The 18,641-nt window shown below is 35.8% G+C and carries 17 protein-coding genes; 4 read left to right on the top strand and 13 right to left on the bottom strand.

Annotated features, from left to right (window positions below; genetic code table 11):
- Positions 1 to 71 precede the first annotated feature (71 nt).
- Both MKX31_RS03800 and MKX31_RS03795 read right to left on the bottom strand, forming a co-directional pair.
- Positions 72 to 1,061, bottom strand: a complete 990-nt coding sequence (locus MKX31_RS03800) for a lipoate--protein ligase (RefSeq protein ID WP_088047865.1) — start codon at positions 1,059 to 1,061, stop codon at positions 72 to 74.
- Positions 1,062 to 1,070: 9 nt separating this feature from the next.
- A complete protein-coding gene (locus tag MKX31_RS03795) occupies positions 1,071 to 1,805 on the bottom strand; it encodes an MBL fold metallo-hydrolase (RefSeq protein WP_340980037.1) in 735 nt (244 codons plus the stop codon).
- 179 nt (positions 1,806 to 1,984) lie between these two features.
- On the opposite strand from MKX31_RS03795, the gene yhfH reads away from it, so the two are divergent.
- The gene (yhfH, locus tag MKX31_RS03790) at positions 1,985 to 2,113 is read left to right on the top strand and encodes a protein YhfH (protein ID WP_000567010.1); all 129 of its coding nucleotides are present in this window, start codon (positions 1,985 to 1,987) and stop codon (positions 2,111 to 2,113) included.
- A 40-nt stretch (positions 2,114 to 2,153) separates the two neighbouring features.
- Here yhfH and MKX31_RS03785 read toward each other — a convergent pair whose 3' ends face one another.
- Both MKX31_RS03785 and MKX31_RS03780 read right to left on the bottom strand, forming a co-directional pair.
- Positions 2,154 to 3,170, bottom strand: coding sequence for a LacI family DNA-binding transcriptional regulator (locus MKX31_RS03785; protein WP_064476870.1), 1,017 nt, complete (start codon positions 3,168 to 3,170; stop codon positions 2,154 to 2,156).
- 237 nt (positions 3,171 to 3,407) lie between these two features.
- Positions 3,408 to 3,917, bottom strand: a complete 510-nt coding sequence (locus tag MKX31_RS03780) for a GNAT family N-acetyltransferase (RefSeq protein ID WP_064476871.1) — start codon at positions 3,915 to 3,917, stop codon at positions 3,408 to 3,410.
- 124 nt (positions 3,918 to 4,041) lie between these two features.
- Here MKX31_RS03780 and MKX31_RS03775 point away from each other — a divergent pair, with 124 nt between their 5' ends.
- On the top strand, positions 4,042 to 4,395 hold the full coding sequence (locus MKX31_RS03775) for a PH domain-containing protein (protein ID WP_141669148.1): 354 nt from the start codon (positions 4,042 to 4,044) through the stop codon (positions 4,393 to 4,395).
- A gap of 34 nt (positions 4,396 to 4,429) precedes the next feature.
- Here the strand turns inward: MKX31_RS03775 and MKX31_RS03770 are convergent, their stop codons facing one another.
- The 6 genes from MKX31_RS03770 to MKX31_RS03745 form a co-directional block, all read right to left on the bottom strand.
- Positions 4,430 to 4,735: a DUF2087 domain-containing protein gene (locus MKX31_RS03770; protein ID WP_064476873.1), complete on the bottom strand. Its 306-nt coding sequence runs from the start codon at positions 4,733 to 4,735 to the stop codon at positions 4,430 to 4,432.
- 38 nt (positions 4,736 to 4,773) lie between these two features.
- Positions 4,774 to 4,986 (bottom strand): hypothetical protein, encoded by a 213-nt coding sequence (locus tag MKX31_RS03765; RefSeq protein ID WP_002096814.1) that lies wholly within the window; start codon positions 4,984 to 4,986, stop codon positions 4,774 to 4,776.
- Between the two features lie 141 nt (positions 4,987 to 5,127).
- Positions 5,128 to 8,295 carry a YhgE/Pip family protein gene (locus MKX31_RS03760; RefSeq protein WP_340980034.1) on the bottom strand — a complete coding sequence of 1,056 codons (3,168 nt, stop codon included), beginning with the start codon at positions 8,293 to 8,295 and terminating at the stop codon, positions 5,128 to 5,130.
- Between the two features lie 215 nt (positions 8,296 to 8,510).
- Positions 8,511 to 9,083 carry a TetR/AcrR family transcriptional regulator gene (locus MKX31_RS03755; protein ID WP_098275586.1) on the bottom strand — a complete coding sequence of 191 codons (573 nt, stop codon included), beginning with the start codon at positions 9,081 to 9,083 and terminating at the stop codon, positions 8,511 to 8,513.
- Between the two features lie 212 nt (positions 9,084 to 9,295).
- Positions 9,296 to 11,194 carry a M56 family metallopeptidase gene (locus MKX31_RS03750; RefSeq protein WP_242290335.1) on the bottom strand — a complete coding sequence of 633 codons (1,899 nt, stop codon included), beginning with the start codon at positions 11,192 to 11,194 and terminating at the stop codon, positions 9,296 to 9,298.
- A gap of 2 nt (positions 11,195 to 11,196) precedes the next feature.
- Complete coding sequence (locus tag MKX31_RS03745) at positions 11,197 to 11,598, bottom strand: BlaI/MecI/CopY family transcriptional regulator (RefSeq protein WP_088047870.1); 402 nt, start codon at positions 11,596 to 11,598, stop codon at positions 11,197 to 11,199.
- Between the two features lie 230 nt (positions 11,599 to 11,828).
- On the opposite strand from MKX31_RS03745, the gene MKX31_RS03740 reads away from it, so the two are divergent.
- The gene (locus MKX31_RS03740) at positions 11,829 to 12,683 is read left to right on the top strand and encodes a hypothetical protein (protein WP_064476878.1); all 855 of its coding nucleotides are present in this window, start codon (positions 11,829 to 11,831) and stop codon (positions 12,681 to 12,683) included.
- An 87-nt stretch (positions 12,684 to 12,770) separates the two neighbouring features.
- On the opposite strand, the gene MKX31_RS03735 is transcribed toward MKX31_RS03740, so the two are convergent.
- A complete protein-coding gene (locus tag MKX31_RS03735; RefSeq protein ID WP_340980031.1) occupies positions 12,771 to 13,070 on the bottom strand; it encodes a hypothetical protein in 300 nt (99 codons plus the stop codon).
- Between the two features lie 134 nt (positions 13,071 to 13,204).
- Positions 13,205 to 15,565, bottom strand: coding sequence for a DUF6359 domain-containing protein (locus MKX31_RS03730; protein ID WP_340980029.1), 2,361 nt, complete (start codon positions 15,563 to 15,565; stop codon positions 13,205 to 13,207).
- 247 nt (positions 15,566 to 15,812) lie between these two features.
- Between MKX31_RS03730 and MKX31_RS03725 the strand changes: the two genes are divergently transcribed.
- A complete protein-coding gene (locus MKX31_RS03725) occupies positions 15,813 to 17,165 on the top strand; it encodes a DUF4026 domain-containing protein (protein ID WP_340980028.1) in 1,353 nt (450 codons plus the stop codon).
- 39 nt (positions 17,166 to 17,204) lie between these two features.
- On the opposite strand, the gene hemY is transcribed toward MKX31_RS03725, so the two are convergent.
- Positions 17,205 to 18,626 (bottom strand): protoporphyrinogen oxidase, encoded by a 1,422-nt coding sequence (gene hemY / locus MKX31_RS03720; protein WP_222655101.1) that lies wholly within the window; start codon positions 18,624 to 18,626, stop codon positions 17,205 to 17,207.
- Positions 18,627 to 18,641: the final 15 nt, after the last annotated feature.

Here is an 18,641-nt window from a genome sequence, read left to right as displayed (position 1 = left end):
TCGACTTACCGACAAAACGTGACAATCTGCGAAAAAAAAGAGGCTGCCAGTTACGGTAGCCTCCCTCATTTTTAAAAGAATAAATGTAAGAAATCTTCTGTTGTAATATTACCGAAGTAGCGTTTAATATCTACGTCTTCTAAAGCTGTAGTGAATGCATCTTTATCAAATTGTACGCCTGTTAGACGCTCTTCAATGTCATGCACATCTAATGATCCGAAGAAATCACCGTAAATTTTACATTCTGTTACTGTTCCTTTTTTCACTTCAAGACGAACGTCAACTTGTCCAACGGGGAAGCGGTGTGAATGTTGTAAGTTGAACTTCGGAGATTTTCCGTAGTTCCAGTCCCAATTTTGGTAACGTTCTTCAGAAAGTTTGTGGATCTCTTTCCAATCATTTTCTGTTAATTCATACGTTGGAATTTCTGTTTCCCCTTCGAAAATTGTTTCTAGAAGAAGTTGTCTAAACTCTTCTGTCGTCATTTTTTCGTTTAAAAATTCTGTAATGTTCGCAACGCGGCTACGGATTGATTTAATTCCTTTTGATTGGATCTTATCCATTTTTACTTTTAACGCTGATACGACGTGATCGATTTCAGAGTCAAATAGTAACGTACCGTGACTGAACATACGACCTTTCGTTGAAAACTGCGCGTTACCTGAAATTTTTCTACCTTCAGCTAAAATGTCGTTACGACCACTTAGTTCTGCATTTACGCCTAATTTACCAAGCGCTTTCGTTACAGGCTCTGTGAATTTTTTGAAGTTGCTGAAACTGTCTCCATCATCTTTCGTAATAAAGCTAAAGTTTAAGTTTCCTAAATCGTGATATACTGCGCCTCCGCCTGATAGACGACGAACGACATGGATACCTTGTTCTTTTACGTAATCTGCATTAATTTCTTCTACTGTGTTTTGGTTTTTACCAATGATAATAGAAGGTTCATTAATATAGAACAGTAAATATGTTTCGTTAATATCTAAATTCTTCACACAATATTCTTCAATCGCTAAGTTTATTCTAGGATCTGTAATCCCTTTATTATCAATAAATAACATCGTATCACCTCATGAGTTCCAGATGTAACCACTATGCGCTAGCGTAATATGGCCACTGAAAATTTGTTTTGCTTCTGTTACTAAATCAGATGGGTTTCCTGTATGCGGTAAGTGCGTTAATAAAAGTTCTTTTACATTCGCATCTTTCGCAATACTTGCTACTTCTGTACTATTCATATGCCCTGCTTTTGCAGCCTCTTGATGTGCATACATATTACACTCACAAATGAAAAGATCAGCATCTTTTGTGAATGGAATAAATTCAGGAATATAACTGGAATCAGCGCTATATACGACAGCGTCACTACCAGCTGTAATACGCATCGCAAAACAGGTAACAGGATGAACAGTTTTTAAGAATGAAATCGAGAACGGTCCAACTTGAAGTGTTTCTTCTAGGTTGTACGCGATTCCTTTCGTATGTGGTTCATGCGTTAAAGAATGGAATCCATTCTCGTCAAACGTATGACCGTATATTGGTAATTCCGGTAATTGCCTTGTTGTCGCACTCGTAATTAATCTCGCATATTGCAATACCCCAATGTCTGCAACATGATCATGATGATAGTGTGACAGTACAACTGCATCTATATCAGATGGTGTTATATATTTTTGAAGCTGTGCTAGTACACCACTACCACAGTCGACAAGTAAACGAAAACCATCGTGTTCAAACAAATACCCCGACGTTGCTTCTCCCGCTTCTGGAAAGCCGCCCCAAAAGCCGACAACAGTCATTTTCATATGTATCCATCCTTTCTAAAACCGAGTAGGAATGCATGTTTCACTTACATTCTACATTGTTAACTATAATCCATTTCCTAAACTTTTTCATTAATTTTCATTTTGTTATAAAACAGTTGTTGACTTTTGTTTTTTGTACTAATACAATGATAGTAAGAAATGGAAATGGAGGGATTGACATGATCGATCAACCAATGGAGTTTTTCAGAAATTTACCGACGAAAACTTGTGCGCACTGTGGGAAAGAAATTGATGAGCAGCACGAAGCATACCATAACAAATGTGATGACTGCGTTCACGAAGAATAGTAATTTATGAACATAAAAAAAACCTAGCAGACATAGTCTACTAGGCTAATAACATCGTATCCTTCTTCATCGTTGAACCTTTCACCAAGAGCTCCAATTCAAACTCATACAATTCTTTTTGTCGATAATTTTTCGTATGGATTTTATCCATCATCAGGTCGACAACTTTTCGGGCCATCTCATCGATTGGCTGTTCAATTGTCGTAATACCTGGCTCAGTAATCTGTGATAATATTTGATTATCAAAACCGATAACAGCGAGATCATCTGGAATGCTCCAGTCATGGCGTTTTGCCTCTGAAATGATTCCAGCTGCAACCTCGTCGCCTCCTGCCAAAATCGCGGTAGGATTTTTTTTGTCCTTTAATACTTCATGGAATATTCTCTTTCCATCATCCCAAGCGAAAGCGTTTTCAAGAAAATCGATCGCTTCTACTTGGCGGCTCTTCTCAGTTATTGCACGTAAAAAGCCCATTTTTCGCTGCTGGCTAACCACTTTGGTTTCGTTACCACGACAAAAAATAAGATTACGATATCCTTGTTCTAACACATGCTTAGCAGCTATGTATGCTCCTTGCGCATGATCAAACTTCACTGTTGGAACATTTGCTTCCTCAATATATTCATTACATAACACGATTGGACCGTGCTGTAAGTATGGCTCTACATCTTCCCAAGGATTTTCTAGTGAACATAGAATAATCCCATCTACTTGTTTCGTAGATAATAATTGTAAATACTCCATCTCTTTTTCCGGTAAATATCTTGTTTGACAAATAATCAGTTTATATTTATGTTCAGAAGCAGCAATCTCGATTGCTTCAATAAATCGACTGAAGAAAGGATTTGTAATCCTTGGAACGAGCACCGCAATTGTTTCCGTCTTTTGTTTACGAAGCCTTCTCGCCGCAGAATTAGGAACGAAACCTAAATGCTTCATTGCTAATTGAACCCTTTTTTTCTTCTCATCTGAAACATATGGATGATTATTAATCACCCTAGAAACCGTTGTCCTTGATAACCCCGCTAATTTCGCCACGTCCTCTATAGTCGACACGAAATTCTCCCCCTTTGCATGAAAACGTTTTCTTAAACTGATTATATAGTATATTATTGGAAACTGCAATATGGGTTGTTATGATTTTACTATATTAATATTATACATAGGGAAAAGTCTGTTAATGGGAGGAGAGTTTATACTACTTTTAGAAGTTTACAGTAGGCATAAAAAAAGATGTACATAACATTACGTATATACATCAGCTTATTAATACGTCCTTTATAAAATCAAATTTTAATCTATATAAAAACCCATCAATACGTCATCTCCATACGATCCATCTTCATATTTAATTTGTTTTCTTTGTCTTCCTTCTTCTACAAATCCCATACGTTTGTACACCTTAATCGCTCTATCATTAACAGAAACTACGCCTAAACAAATTTTCTCTAAACCCTTCTGCTCTTTAGCCCAACTAATAAGAAATTCAATTAGTTTCGTACCAATGCCTTGATTACAGTACGCCTCCCTAATCCCCATTCCCATTGTACCTGCATGTCGTAAGCGTTCTAGTTCATATCGATTGAAAATTAAAAAGCCAACCACTTTTTTATCTACTTCATAAACTATGTAAAGATTACCTTTTTCATTACTTTTCCGTATCTTTTCTCTTTCTGCATTCATATCATTTGGTAATTTCTTTGGAGATACTATGAAAAACTTTGTAGTAGTTTCCGATAATATAATTTCTTTTCTAATATCTATAATTGATTCTGCATCAACCTCTTTTGCTAACCGTATCATTGAATCACCTCGTACTTTTTCTTTTTAAAAATAATATTACAACTATAAAACGTTCAATATGCAATATTACATATTGAGAATTTTTTTACTCTTGATACAATATTCATATATAAAAATAAAAGGAATGTATACAATGAATCCAATTTTAACAGCTGCAAAACAACTATTACATAAAGACGAAGTTATTATATCTACTTTAAATTGTTCACTTACTGGCTATATGATTACGCATAAAGTTCCGCATCCAGGCATGCTACTGGCTACTAATAGAAGGCTTCTCTTTTATGGAAAGTCTAAAAATACATTCATTGCCGAATTCGAGTATAAAAAAATTGTATCTATAGAAACGAAGAAAAGAATCTTTGATAAAAAAATAATATTTTACTATGAAGATGAATATATAACGTTGGGATACATTACAAGTTTAAATATTGAAGAGTTCTTAGACTTACTAAAAAAAAATGCACAACTAGCTTAAACTCGTAATCAGTGGGGATTTCCCCGCTGATTCATTATTTTAACTCCTCCCACTTCGTCCACACTTCTCTCCCGTTTATACGGTACATATTATCCTCTCGATCCATAAACCCATGCACAATAAACTCGCGTCTAATTGTACAAAAATCATCATGATATTGTTTTATAAATGTATTAATTTCTGTTTCTGTATATTGATTTTCAGTATTTAACTTGCTAACTAAATGCTCTAACAATACTAGTTTTTTCTTCTTTTGACCTGGAATCGATTTTAGGCGGTCCTCTTTATCGAAAAAGTTACGAATCGTCGTATCCCTGAATTTCATTTTACTTTCGGTCATTTTGTTATCCTCCATCTGTTTTTATGTACTAAAACTTTTTATTTGTCTTTACCGTTTTTCTTCATTCTTTCACTTATAACATCCATAAGGTAATACCCGCTAATTAGCACATAGTAAACTAAAAGTATTCCTAGTGCATCTTTCATATTTATATATTTTTCTTTGTGAAACAAGATAGGTGAAAGGGCGTAAACCAGAAAGATGATTAGCGGATTTACGATGAAATAATAAGTAAGATTTCCTCTCATCATATCAGCTCCTCTACCCTATGTTTCTCTGTAAATTGTTGTAAATCCTTTTCTTTCGTCTCTATATCTTGTAAAAAGGTTTATATAAACTACAGAAAAGACCCCTCCATTAAAATAAAAAAAGCACCGAAAAGGTGCTTTTTTCTACGCTTCAACCGATTGGTTTTCCGCAATATTTCTAAACTGTCGTTTGTGCATCCAAGTTAAGGATGCGATTGTTCCAAGTGATAATACAACGATAAAGATCATGAGTATTCCTACGTTTTGCCACATGAAATCAAAGTCTCCACTTGATACGACCGCTTTCAATCCTGATACAGAGTATGTCATCGGTAACCAAGCATTGAATGGTTGTAAAAACTTCGGAATCAATTCTAGCGGGAATGTTCCAGCACTTGTTGTAAGCTGAATAATTAATGTGATGATGGCGATGAAACGCCCTGCATCACCAAATGCTGTTACTAAACATTGAATTAATGCGATAAACGCTAAACTTGTAACGATGCTAAAGAGTATGAAATACGGAATACTTTGGACTTCTACACCTAATCCGAATAGCAATATAACATCTGCTACAATCGCTTGAATAATACCGACTGATAGTAGTACGCCGAACTTACTAATAAACCAACTAAATCCTGATTTCGGAACGCCAACTGTATCACGTAATGGATAAACAATAGATAATAGTAATGCCCCAACAAATAAACCGAGTGATAAGAAGTACGGTGTAAACCCAGTTCCGTAGTTAGGAACTTCCGCCATTTTCTCCGTCTTCACTTTTACAGGACTTGCAAACATATCATACGTTTTATCCGTCCCTTTCACTTCACCAGTTTTCTCTGCTCCTTCGCCAAGTTTCTCAGCAAGTTCACCTGAACCATCGTTTACTTTTACGAGGCCATCTGTCACTTTTCCAGAGCCGTCTGCTAGTTTATTTACGCCGTCGATTAGCTGGGTTGAGCCTGTTGATAATGTACTTAGTCCTGTTGTTACTTGACCAGAGCCATTTGCTAATTGCGTTATTCCTCCTGTCATTTGGCCTGCTCCTGCAGATAATGTACCTAAGCCGCCTGTTACTTGGTTTGACCCGTCTGCTAATTTCGTTACACCTACAGATAATGTACCTAAGCCGCCTGTTACTTGGTTTGACCCGTCTGCTAATTTCGTTACGCCTACAGATACTGTTCCTAAACCGCCTGTTACTTGGCTTGATCCATCTGCTAATTTGGATACTCCTACAGATACTGTTCCTAAACCGCCTGTTACTTGGCTTGATCCATCCGCTAATTGATTTATTCCACCTGCCATTTGGTTTGCTCTTTCAGATAATGTTCCTAAACCGCCTGTTACTTGACCAGATCCATCTGCTAATTGATTTATTCCACCTGCCATTTGATTTGCTTCTGCAGATAATTGATCTAATCCAGCTGTCACTTTTCCAGATCCGCTTTGTAATTTCGTTACTCCATCAATTAATTGAACTGATCCATCTTTTAATTTATCGGCACCTATTTTTGCATTATCTAATCCCTCACCAAATCCATGAAAATTACTAACAAATTCATTTTGTGCGTTCGTTAGTTTCGCAATACCACCCGCTAGCGTTTTCACCCCTGCTGGATTTGGTAATTTGTTTTGCAACCCATTTGTTGTTTGATGTATTTCACCCTTTAATTGTTTTACTTCCTCATTTAATTTATTTGTTCCGCCTGCTACTCCGGCAGCTTTTTGCTGAACTGTCGCTGTACTTTTTACAGCACTTGTTACGAATGGTTGTAACTGCTCTTGATATTCTTTTGGTAAACTTTCAATTTGCTTTTGTAAATTCGCTACATCTTGCGCTGCATTTTTTGCATCTCCTGCTGTTGATTGCGTAAGTTCATGTAACTGATTTACATTCTCTCCAGCTCCATCTATTTTCTCATTTACTGTATTCAATATAGAAGGAAATTTCGACTGCATTTCCTCTAAACCTGCAGCAGACTTTTGTACGTTACTATTTAAATCTTGCAAGCCCTTTTGGATTTCTTGAGACCCTTTTTCTAATTGACTTTGCCCTTCAGCAAGTTTTCCCATACCATTTGATAGATCTGTTGTTCCTTTTTCTAATTCACCGGATTTACTTACTAATTTGTTCAAACCACCGGTCACTTTCTCAGATCCATCACGTAATTCGCCAATTCCTTTTTGCATTTCACCCGTTTTGCTATTCAGCGTATTTAAACCGTCTGTTACTTTGCCTGACCCATCTACTAATTTCCCGATACCTGTTTGCATCTCACCTGTTTTACTATTTAACGTATTTAAACCGTCTGTCACCTTTCCGGAGCCATCTACTAATTTCCCGATACCTGCATTGCTATTTAATGCATGTAAACCATCTGTTACTTTGCCTGATCCATCTACTAGTTTCCCTATACCTGCATTGCTATTTAATACATGTAAACCATCTGTTACTTTGCCTGATCCATCTACTAATTTTCCGATACCTGCATTGCTATTTAATACATGTAAACCATCTGTTACTTTGCCTGATCCATCTACTAATTTTCCAATTCCTATTTGCATCTCACCTGTTTTGTCGTTTAACGTATTTAAACCTGCTGTCACTTTCCCAGATCCATCAAATAGTTTCCCAACTCCATCCTTCATCTCTCCAGACTTCCCTTGAAGTGTATGAAGGCCATCCGTCACTTTACTTGAACCATCATGCAGTTCACTTGATCCGTCGTGTAGTTTATTTGCTCCTTCCGCCCCATCTGCTAATCCTTTTGAGACGTCTTGAATGGAATCAAACATTTTCTCTGCATATGTTTTCGTTAACGTACTTGATACTTCACCTTTAATTTTTTCAATTGCTGTTCCGCCAATTTGTGAAGATAAGAAGTTTAAGCTTTCGTTTGGAATGTATTCTAAGTTTAATGGTTTTGGATCATCTTTTAATAACGTTGTAGCATTACTTGAGAAGTTATCTGGAATGCGTACTAACATGTAGTACTTTCTACCTTCCATTCCTTTTTTCGCTTCTTTTTCACTTACAAATTCCCATTTGAAACTTGTATTATCTTTTAAGTTATCAACGAGCCCTTTTCCGACCTCAATTGGTTTCCCATCAAATACTGCACCTTTATCTAAATTGACTACCGCAACTGGTAAATCATCTAACTGTTTATACGGATCCCAAAAGGCCCATAAAAACATACCTGCATATAAAATTGGTACGAATAATACCGCGATAATTGGAATTAATATTTTTTTACTTTTTATAATTTCAGTAAACTCTTTACGAAGCAACTGATTCCATTTCATCATTTCTCCCCCTTTTCTAAATGACCAAATTGTTCATTTGGTCATTTTCTCCCAAATAAAAAGGCTATACCTATTCATACATATGCCTTATCCCCGAATTTATACTATGCAACTTTTACTCAATATGAAATTACTATTTCTATTTTCCCTCCTTAAATTAAATACATGACCAAATCGTTCAAGTGGTCACTTTTTATAATAATAAAAGGATTATCTTAGTTTGACAATCCTTTTAATAAATAAAGTTCAAATAATTCTGCGATTTTTTCTTTTTCTAGCGGTTCATGATTTTTTTCCCAATCAAAAATAAGCGATACGTATAAGCGAAGCATAATAAATGCTGTAATTTCTGGATCACATTTGCCAATCTCACCTTTTTCAATCGCAATCTTTAAATACGATTGAATGACAGAAACGATTTCCACATCTACTTGTTGCATCACTTCTTGTACTTCTTTCGTTCCCATATCACGCTCTTCTTGAATTAACTTAATCATGAGCTGATGTTCTTTTCTGAATTCTAATATGCTATATAATGCTCTATGTACATTTTCAAAAAATGAAACATCTGAACGAATTGCATTCTCTGCAACTTGCTTCATTTCTGTAATTAAATTAGAAATAATTTCACCAAATAGCTCTTCTTTATTTTTGAAAAAAGTATAAATCGTTCCTTTTCCTACATTCGCTAACTTCGCTACTTGATCCATCGTTGTTGCTTTATAACCGAACGCTGAAAAAGACTTTGTTGCAGCATCAATAATAGAACGTTTTCGATCTATCGCCACATCTTCACCTCCAAAAATGACCAATTGGATAATATAGTCAATCAGTACATCTTTGATATTACCACACGCTTACATTCTATACAAGTTCTCTTTTTTATTATTTCCAGTATAAAAATTTCCAGTCAGTGTGTATCATACTGTCCATAGTTTATCAGAAGAAAAGAGAAAAGGAAAAGGCATTCTTAAGATATACATCTCAAGAACACCTTTTTTTATTTCAACATAGAAAGCATAATCTTCTCTAACTCTTCCTTACTTACATTTTTATCAAATACTGCTTCTCCTTGACGCTCTAAACTATGATTAATAATAACGATTTGGTATGCACTATTTTTCCCTTTTGCTGGAACAATCATCTTCATACCTTGTAAATTACTATCCGAGTTATCAGTCGCATAGAATATTTGATTACCGTCTAATTCGTACTGCTCAATGTTTTCTTCTACACCAAACAAAGCATGGAACGGATCTTTACTTTCCCCAAAAACTTGTGATTGCGAAATTATATAATTTCCTTTTCCGTTCGTATATTCTAATTCAATAATTAATTCAGGTCTTCTCTTAATAAAATAATATACCTTTTCATCCTTCAGATTGTATCCTTCAATTGTATACGTCGGCTTCTTAATTTGAAAATCAACATGTTCCTGCGCTTCCTTCACCGTATAATTTAAAGATTCATGCACTTTGTCATCAAATGGTTTTGCTTGATCATAAAGTGCATATAATTTGTCACGATCGGCTTTTGATAAACGCTCTTCTCTAAAAAATGTTGACTCGTAGTCAGAATCTCTCGGAGCCCCTTTTTTCTGTATATTAATAATTTCTTTAGATAATTTTATGTACTGCTGGAATTCATCTTTTGTTAAAGCCTTTTCAGCTAAATATATATAATCTGTCTTTTGTTCATACACTCTTGCTGAATAATGATATTCTTTTTTCGCATTTTCTTCTGTACCATACAGCATATCTACAGCATTTTGGAAAGCATCCTTTGAGTGCTCTACCTGATCTTTTTGTTTTTCTTTTCCTTCCGTTGCACGTGCATTGAATAAAGAGAGGGATGCTATAGCAACTATGACAATAACTCCAAGTAAAGAAAGACGATACGATTTCTTTTGGAACTTTTTAATCATAACGATTCTCCTTTTTAATGTTCGTTTATTTCTACTTAAATTTGCTAGGCTTGGTGCTTGATAGGAATAGTGTTCTAAAAGGGTAATAATTGTATGACCATATGCAATTTGCTCCTCTTTATCTATAAAAGTAAGTGCATATGCATCACAGGCTAATTCTTGATCTTCTCGCATACAGAAATAGGCGTACCAAAGAATCGGATTGAACCAATTTAATAGCAGCAAACTATACATAATCCAATTTACCGCTACATCGTTTCTCTTAATATGAGCTAACTCATGATAAAAGACATATTGTAATTGTTGCTCATTTAATACTTTCATATGTTTTTTTGATAGTAATACTTTCGGGCGAAAGAAACTAAAAACAGTTGGGCTCGCAATCTTTCCTGCTAAACGTAATGAAACTGCCTTCTTTATTTTCATAGACTGCTTACAGCGATTAAAAACTGTAACGACCTGTTCATCCGTAATATCCGGTTGTTTCTTTATGTACGAATATAACCGTCTATTTGTAATAAACGTCATAACTACTAATATGATTACCCCAGCTAACCAAACATATAGAGCAACTTTGTATAAAGACAATGTAGTCTGTTGTTCCGAACTCACGTTTACTTCAGGTTCACTATTCTTTATCACAGTTTTAGAATTTGATTCTAATTCCACTGTATGTTGCATCTCGTCATTCACTGTATTCTCAGGTGAAGGTGTATTTTTCTGAATAACTTCCGACACACTAGAACTATAAGAAAGTAATGAATAAATACTATAAGAGCTATCTGGTGACCATGGTAAAAGAAGTCTTATCATTAGTACGATCCACAGCATATATTGCCACCGGGGCGTTAATTTATTTCTAAATAAAATTTTTATACATAAAATAAAACCCACTAATATACTGGCCATAAGTGACGTTTCTATAAGCCAATCAAAAAAATGAGGAAGGTATACATTTATAATCATGTCTTTCATCATTATCTATCCTTCCTCTTATTCTCCTCAGTCTTCTCATCTAAAATACGTTTCAGTTCATTAATATCTTCTGAAGACAATTTTTCCTCTTTTAAGAAATTAACAAGTAATGGCTTAAACGCTGCGCCGCAAAAACGCTTTAGCAAAGATTTCGTTTCAACTTGCAAATAATTATCCTGTGATACTAACGGATAATAAGCATACATGCGCCCTTTATCTTGATGGTAAGAAACAGCTTCCTTTTGTACTAACCGATTAATTAACGTACGAATTGTTTTCGGTTTCCAATCCATTGCATTTTCTAGTTCTTCTATAATTTCATTCGCTGTTTGTGGAGATTTCGACCAAAGTACTTTCATAATTTCTAATTCTGCTTCAGATATTTTAGGTAATTGATTTGTCATAGTATATATCACTCCCTCGTATTACATTTGTAATCTATAACTAAGATTACAAATGTAATACTTAATTGTCAACCATATTTTAGAAAAATTTAATTTCAGTTAAACCTTACTTCACAACAACAAAATTCCTCTTTTTCAAATAATCAAATAAAAAAACAAGAAAATCCTTACATTTAATAGTAATATAGAAAATAGACAAGTTTATCAAAATAGTGGAGGCTTTTTCAGTCATGATGCGTGCGCTTCGTTTAAATATAAAGCAAGCTTTTTGTAGTCGTATTTCTTTAATTATGATGCTTAGTGGATTCGTTCTTATTTGCATTTATCACTATTATTATGTACTTCGTTATTTAGGAGACGCTGCGAGTGGACCTATTTCAACAGATATAAAATGGATCGGATTTCGCGACAATGAAATGGATGTTTATTTATTATTAATGCCAGTTATTGCGAGTTTTCCCTTTAGTACAAGTTACAATTCGGATAAGTCAGATGGTTTTAAACCGTTTGTGAGTAAGGGGATTTCTTTATTCCCTTATTCAGTAATGAAATATATCGTTACGTTTTTTTGCGGAGGATTTCTTTATACGCTTCCATTCATCTTATCGTTATTATTTTGCAAATTAACCATTCCAGACGGAACACCTACGATTGGTTCAGGCATCATAAATGCTGATGGAATGTTCGCAAACCTATATTTTGATGCGCCTCTCGCTTACATTACTGTATATATCGGAATTAATTTTTTATTTGCGGGTTTAATGGCTCTTTTAGGACTTGCTGCATCTGTATGGTCACAAAAGGACTATATGGCAATTCTCTTTCCATTCGCAGCCGCCTCCATTCCGTATGTCCTGCTAAATACAATATTTCCTTCAATTGGGGGAGCACCTTTTCATTTATATGATCCGAAACAACCATTGCAAGGCATGTCACCATATATTTTAATGTTGCAATGTACTTTCTTCTTTTTCGTTAGCTCTCTTATGTATATACAAGGAGTAAGGCGGGATAGAAAAAAATATAAAAGAAGACTGCAAAAAAGAGATCGGTGTAGAAAAGCATTTCAAGCAATTTCAGACTAAATAATTGAATGAATAAGAGCGTAATTCTCTAAGTTATCTTAGAGAATTACGCTCTTATTCTCATTACTCATATAATCATCCTCCCCTTTACGGCGTACCTGCCAATCCCCATAAAATAACGACCGTCGCAAAATAAATCGCTTTAATACCTACAACTGAACATAATAAAATAATTGCATATTTACTTAATTCTCTTCTTGCACCTATTAAAGTAAAAATCACTGCCAAACTAAATGTTATATAAGAAACTGCTGTATGTATTAAGTTATACGTAATGTCTAAATTTTGAGTAAGTCCTGTTACATCAGCCACAAATTGGAGCATGACGATTGTACTAAAAAAAATCGCTAACTGATTCATTAGCTTCCCATTTATTTGTGCTGGCATCGTTGCCCTCCTCCTGAAGACTAAATATTCAATTAATTTTATCACCAGATTATAAAAAAAGGAATCATCTCGTACCATTCTATGACGCTACAAAAACAAAAAAGAACGCTTAGTTGCCTAAGCGTTCCCCTCATTTAAGAAGCTTTCTTCAAATCGATTTGAGCAAGTACTGGGTCGTGATCACTTACACGTCCATGTTCTTTCATAATGTTTGAGTTTAAGTGTACTGGATCTACAATTGTGTATGGTGCGATGTTGTTTGTTACTAAAATATGATCTAACACTTGTGCATTTCCTTCATGAATGTACGTGTAGCGGTTCTCTTTCGGCACTGTGTTTAACATATTCTTTAAGTTTGTTCCTTCTAGTGCTTTTAGTGGTTTAGCAAACTCAAAATCGTTCATATCTCCTAACACAACAACTGGTGCATTTGTGTTCTTTTTCTGAATTCCTTGTACAAATTGATTTACTTCTTGCGCTAACTGAATTCGTTTTTCTTCACTCTTTAATACGAGCGGCTGCACTTTTCCAAATGGCGTTGCATCCCCTATTTTTGAGTTTAAGTGATTTGCAACGACAACAACGTTTTGTCCTTGGAACGTAAATTCTGCCGCAAGCGGTTTACGTGTACTTTCAAATAATTGATTTTCGTCTCCAATGCGAACGACATTTTTATCAAGTAACTTCGGTACTGCTGCTAATTTCACGCGTGATGGATTGTAGAAGAAACCGACGCGAATATTCGCTCCTGGTGCTCCTCCGTCTAGATTATTGTTCGGAGCAATTTCTACATACTCATACTTTGGTCCACGAATTTCTAAAACTGCATCAATGATACGTTTTGCGCTTAATGAAGCATCTGTTGTACCGTCATTAATCGTTCCGTTATTATCTTGCATTTCCTCTACACCGATAATATCTGGCATTTTTAAATTGTATTTAATAGAATACGCTAACGCTTTTACTTTTTCATCTGTTGTTTCTTTTTTATTCGCCGAGAAGTTTTCAATGTTATATGTAGCAACTGTTAACTTATCAAGACGAGGCTGAATATTTGCCCCTACTTGCTTAAATCCACCGTCCACTACTGATGGTAATTCCGTTATTGGCGAAATGCGGAACGAACCGTAATCATATCCGACTACCCCTGTTATATCTCCAGTGAAAGTATCTCCTACTTTTGCTACATAATCACGAGGGACCTTTACAGAAAGACGCTCTGGATTTAATTGATTTTCATCTAATACAGGTGTGCCATATTTCGTTACGACTTTATCTCCACCATTTTCTACTGTTACATATAAATTCCCGTTTTTCTGAGGTGCAATAATTTTTGGCGTTGGCATCGTGACACGCATACCTTCTACACTTTCATAAAAATCGATTGCATCTTCATTTGGATCAAATAAACCGAATGCATCATTATCGATGATTTGATCAGGGATTTTTACACCGTTTTCTCCAAGTACAATCGGCGCTGGTAAAGGTTGATCTTTTGCAATTACAGCAACGCGGCTCGCCTTAATTTCCGTCGTCGTTAAATCTGTGTCAAACCTTTCTGCATATCCAGGCCCAACATATTCTTCTACTTCTCCATCAACTTGAATAAGATCTCCTACTGCTACATTCGCATCTTTTTTGTATACGTACATACCTTCTGAAGTAGCTGGATCATTATCCGGCTGATTATCTTCTATATAAAAACCATTTTTATCAAGCGCTGTTACAACGCCTTCCACATTGTATACTTTCTTTCCTTTGTAGGAAGAAATATGTGATTTCCCTTGAATATCATGAATACGAACTGGTTCATTATTTACGATAATAAATGAAAATGTTGAAATGGCTGAAGAAGTAAGCCCTTCTTTCTCTGCAATTGCTTTAATCACACTATTTTCATTCACTACAATTTGTCCGTTATAACGAACACTCTTATTTGTAGGGTTAGAGCCATCTAACGTATAGTAGATTGTTGCTCCTTCTGTATTCGTTGTTAATGTTACCGCTGTTCCCTTCGCAACTTCTCCGCTACCAGGCGAAGCTACTACATCGCTAACACGGTTTTGTCCTTCCCCTTGAAACTTATGAGCTGTTACCGATTTTAAACCTGGGCTACTAAAATATAATTCAAGCGTTCCTGTTAAACTAACTTTCTTCCCGATATTTTCTGGATGATCTTTCACGTTTACTGCCGCTCTCACATCGCCTTTTGGCAACTGAACAGGCATGATTTTGTCTGGATTCGTTTCATTTGGCGAATCCGCAATTGCTACGTTTGTATCATCAAACTTAGCAGGATCTTTCGTGTATTTAGAAGGACTTTGCGTATATCCAACGATGTATCCTTCCACTGTCCCCTTCGTTTTCCCTTGCTGCTTAAATACTTGAATTGCTTTTTCTACTGACATAGAAGTATTTTCTTCTGCTTGTACTAAAGTTCCAGTAAATGAAAGCAATAGTATGAATGATAAAAAGACACTTAACAATTTCTTCACAGTCGTTTTCCTCTCCCTATTTCATATTTTCTCAGCATTTCTATCATATCAAATGATTCGTTATATAGAACTATATTTCGACAAGTTTTACAAAAAATTTATTTAATTTACAAGCTTTCAAACTATAATACAAAATAATAATTTTACACCTTCTACGAATGCACTCTATAATGTTAGAGAGAGAAAACAGAAAATATCGAAATTTCATTGGCATGTAAAATGGATTCATTTGAATAGGAGTGATTGGATGGAAGTGCAAACAGAAACATACCGCGCAGCTATGAATGGAACATTAGAACGTCATTTTTCAGATATGATTGCCGTTATACCAACTAAAATTACAATTGAGCAGTTAAAACAGCGGCTAGAAACAATCGCTACTAAAGTTGACGAATTGAAAATTGTTTATAGTGATGAGACAAGCATTATTGTTGAGTTACATATGGATGAAAAAATTACACCGTATGAACTGCATATTGATGAGGCGAATGACCCAGAAGAATATAAAATGTACAATAGACAAGATTCTACACTCGTAGATCGTAATTTTGAAGATGCTGCTTATGGAACTGAAATTTTCACTCGTACGCTATTTGTAGGCGATGTGCTGGACTGCTTTTTCCAGCAGTTACAGTTTTTATGGAACCTCGCTCCAGACTTGTTATTTGTAATCGATTCAAGTGCAGCAATGAAAGTGATATCTAGAAGCTATATTGAATATCACGTTGAAAATGAATTATTACCTGACATTCCTGACTTGTACGTTATTCATTCTGTTTATGAAGACGATAAAGAAGGTGCGCCTACGCAATATTGGTTTCATACACATGGCCTTTTAAGAGCAGGCGTAACAGAAATAGAATTAATTATTCCAAATCGCATCTCTTCCTACTACGGCATTGGCGATCTTTTTCAAACATTTGCTAATAATGCCATTGAGAATGGACAAGTCCCTATGAATGAGCCTATCGTTATCGCGCATAGTCAGCAAGGTTCTATACATACAGTAGCTGTTCCATGGGAAAAGGGATTATCTTATATTGGGCATAAAACGAGCATGGATCAATTATCTTCAATCGAGGATGAAGAAGTGAAACTACAACCAATAGATTCGCAAAACACATTCTTAGGCGGTATGGATGACCGAGATGAATACCATCAATCTCCATCCGTTTTCTTATTCAAATGTAATACTTCAGAAGAATATATTGAAAGCTTTTTCCAAGAACACGAGGAAGCTACAGGGCTCATGTTCTATAAAACAAATAGTGAAACCGATCGTATGGCTTACAATGCGAAGAATACTTTCGGATATTTCAGCAACATTTTTCACATTGAACAATCGAATGAAGATTTTCGTTTCCTCGCTAAGTTTGGTGTCTCCTACGAAGAAGGAAAAAGTGAACATATGTGGTTTGAAATGCAAGAAATCGCGGAAGATTTCATTCAAGGAATACTCATTAATGAACCATATTTTATAGAAGATATGAGTGAAGGAAATAGTTATCATTTAGAGTTTGAAAACTTAACAGAGTGGGTTATTTATGCAGGAGATGCCGTTATAAAGCCAAATAACTTATATATGTTTATTGGTGAATAAGTAACAAAACGCCTTCAATGTGATTGAAGGCGTTTCACTTTATTGTGCAATTAATTCGGTATCCATTACTTTCTCCAAATGAGAGAGTACACGCTTTGCGGCTTTCTCACCTTGATCAATACAGTCCGGAAGACCAGAACCAGCGTAAGAACTACCTGCCAAGTATATACCTGGCAACTCTTTCTCCATAAATGTTGTGAGTTTCTTCATTCGCTCGTTATGGCCTACTGTATATTGGGGCATCGCTTCTTTCCAGCGACTTACGACTGTAAATTCTGGATCCTCTGTAATATCCATCGTCTTTCGTAAATCTTCTAGTACAAGCTGAACGAGTTCCTCTTCTGTTTGTTCTACAACTGCTTCATCACCAGGGCGTCCAACGTAACAACGAAGTAGCATTTTTCCTTCTGGCGTTGTATGTGGCCATTTTTTATGTGTCCACGTACATGCTGTAATTGTGTAGTCGCTATTTCGAGATACGACAAATCCTGTACCATCAATATCGCGCTGAATGGCTGATTTCGGGAAAGCCATTGCCACATTCGCAACTGATGTGGACGGAATGTTGCGGAAGAAACGAAACTGCTTGTACTGCGCAAACATAGATGGCAATACTTTATGTGAGCTTGCCACTACGACCGCGTCCGCTTCTATTTCTTTTCCGTTACTAAGAGCAATCGTATAAGCATCACCAAGTTTTGCAATTTTTTCAATGCGGGTTCCCTTTATTATCGTACCTTCATGCATCTTCACTTCGAGAGATTCTACAATAGATTCTAAACCTGTTTTCACTGTTTGGAAGATTCCTTTTTTCGGTTCAGATGTCTCTTTTTTCGGAGCAAGTGTACGCATACCGAGTGAAATACTGCGATGCTTCTGCTCAATTTGATACATTTGCGGAAATGTTGACATTAAGCTCATTTCATCAATATCCCCTGCATAAATACCCGATAGTAATGGTTCGATTAAATTCTCAACCACTTCATTGCCGAGGCGATGTCTGAAAAACTGCCCGAGTGATTGGTCAGATACTGGCTTTGATCTCGGCATTAACAGATCAAAACCAGCTCTTAGCTTACCAATTGGGGAGAACAGCCCGGAAAATAGAAACGGCGTAATTTGCGTTGGAATTCCCATCATCGATCCGCTCGGCATTTTATGTAACCGATTGTTTACGAGGATAAATGATTGACCGGCCTTATTATTTACAAGTTCATCGCCAAGACCTAATTCTTTCGCTAATCTAGCTGCACTTTCTTTTCGTGCTAAGAAAGAATCCGGTCCGCGTTCAATTGTAAATCCATCTTTTCGAACGGTTTGAATTTTCCCGCCAAGTTTACCCGATGCTTCTATCAGTAATGTATCGATCGGCAAGTTCTTGTCATGAATATCTTTTTGTAAGTTATACATTGTTGTTAATCCTGTGATGCCACCGCCGATGATTACAACTTTTTTCCTCAAGCATGCTCCCCCTTT

The organism is Bacillus sp. FSL M8-0063 (assembly GCF_038005545.1).
Taxonomy (GTDB): Bacteria; Bacillota; Bacilli; order Bacillales; family Bacillaceae_G; genus Bacillus_A; species Bacillus_A wiedmannii.
The sequence above is the reverse complement of the archived record's forward strand: the minus strand, read 5'-3'. Positions and strand labels throughout refer to the sequence as shown.

Bases quoted from the DNA above. Each gene is read 5' to 3' on its own strand.
- MKX31_RS03780 (WP_064476871.1), bottom strand. From the start codon at position 3,917: ATGATACGGTTAGCAAAAGAGGTTGATGCAGAATCAATTATAGATATT.
- MKX31_RS03795 (WP_340980037.1), bottom strand. From the start codon at position 1,805: ATGAAAATGACTGTTGTCGGCTTTTGGGGCGGCTTTCCAGAAGCGGGA.
- MKX31_RS03745 (WP_088047870.1), bottom strand. From the start codon at position 11,598: ATGACAAATCAATTACCTAAAATATCTGAAGCAGAATTAGAAATTATG.
- MKX31_RS03760 (WP_340980034.1), bottom strand. From the start codon at position 8,295: ATGAAATGGAATCAGTTGCTTCGTAAAGAGTTTACTGAAATTATAAAA.
- MKX31_RS03735 (WP_340980031.1), bottom strand. From the start codon at position 13,070: ATGCCAGCACAAATAAATGGGAAGCTAATGAATCAGTTAGCGATTTTT.
- MKX31_RS03750 (WP_242290335.1), bottom strand. From the start codon at position 11,194: ATGAAAGACATGATTATAAATGTATACCTTCCTCATTTTTTTGATTGG.
- MKX31_RS03775 (WP_141669148.1), top strand. From the start codon at position 4,042: ATGTATACAATGAATCCAATTTTAACAGCTGCAAAACAACTATTACAT.
- MKX31_RS03740 (WP_064476878.1), top strand. From the start codon at position 11,829: ATGATGCGTGCGCTTCGTTTAAATATAAAGCAAGCTTTTTGTAGTCGT.
- MKX31_RS03770 (WP_064476873.1), bottom strand. From the start codon at position 4,735: ATGACCGAAAGTAAAATGAAATTCAGGGATACGACGATTCGTAACTTT.
- MKX31_RS03800 (WP_088047865.1), bottom strand. From the start codon at position 1,061: ATGTTATTTATTGATAATAAAGGGATTACAGATCCTAGAATAAACTTA.
- MKX31_RS03725 (WP_340980028.1), top strand. From the start codon at position 15,813: ATGGAAGTGCAAACAGAAACATACCGCGCAGCTATGAATGGAACATTA.
- MKX31_RS03765 (WP_002096814.1), bottom strand. From the start codon at position 4,986: ATGATGAGAGGAAATCTTACTTATTATTTCATCGTAAATCCGCTAATC.
- yhfH (WP_000567010.1), top strand. From the start codon at position 1,985: ATGATCGATCAACCAATGGAGTTTTTCAGAAATTTACCGACGAAAACT.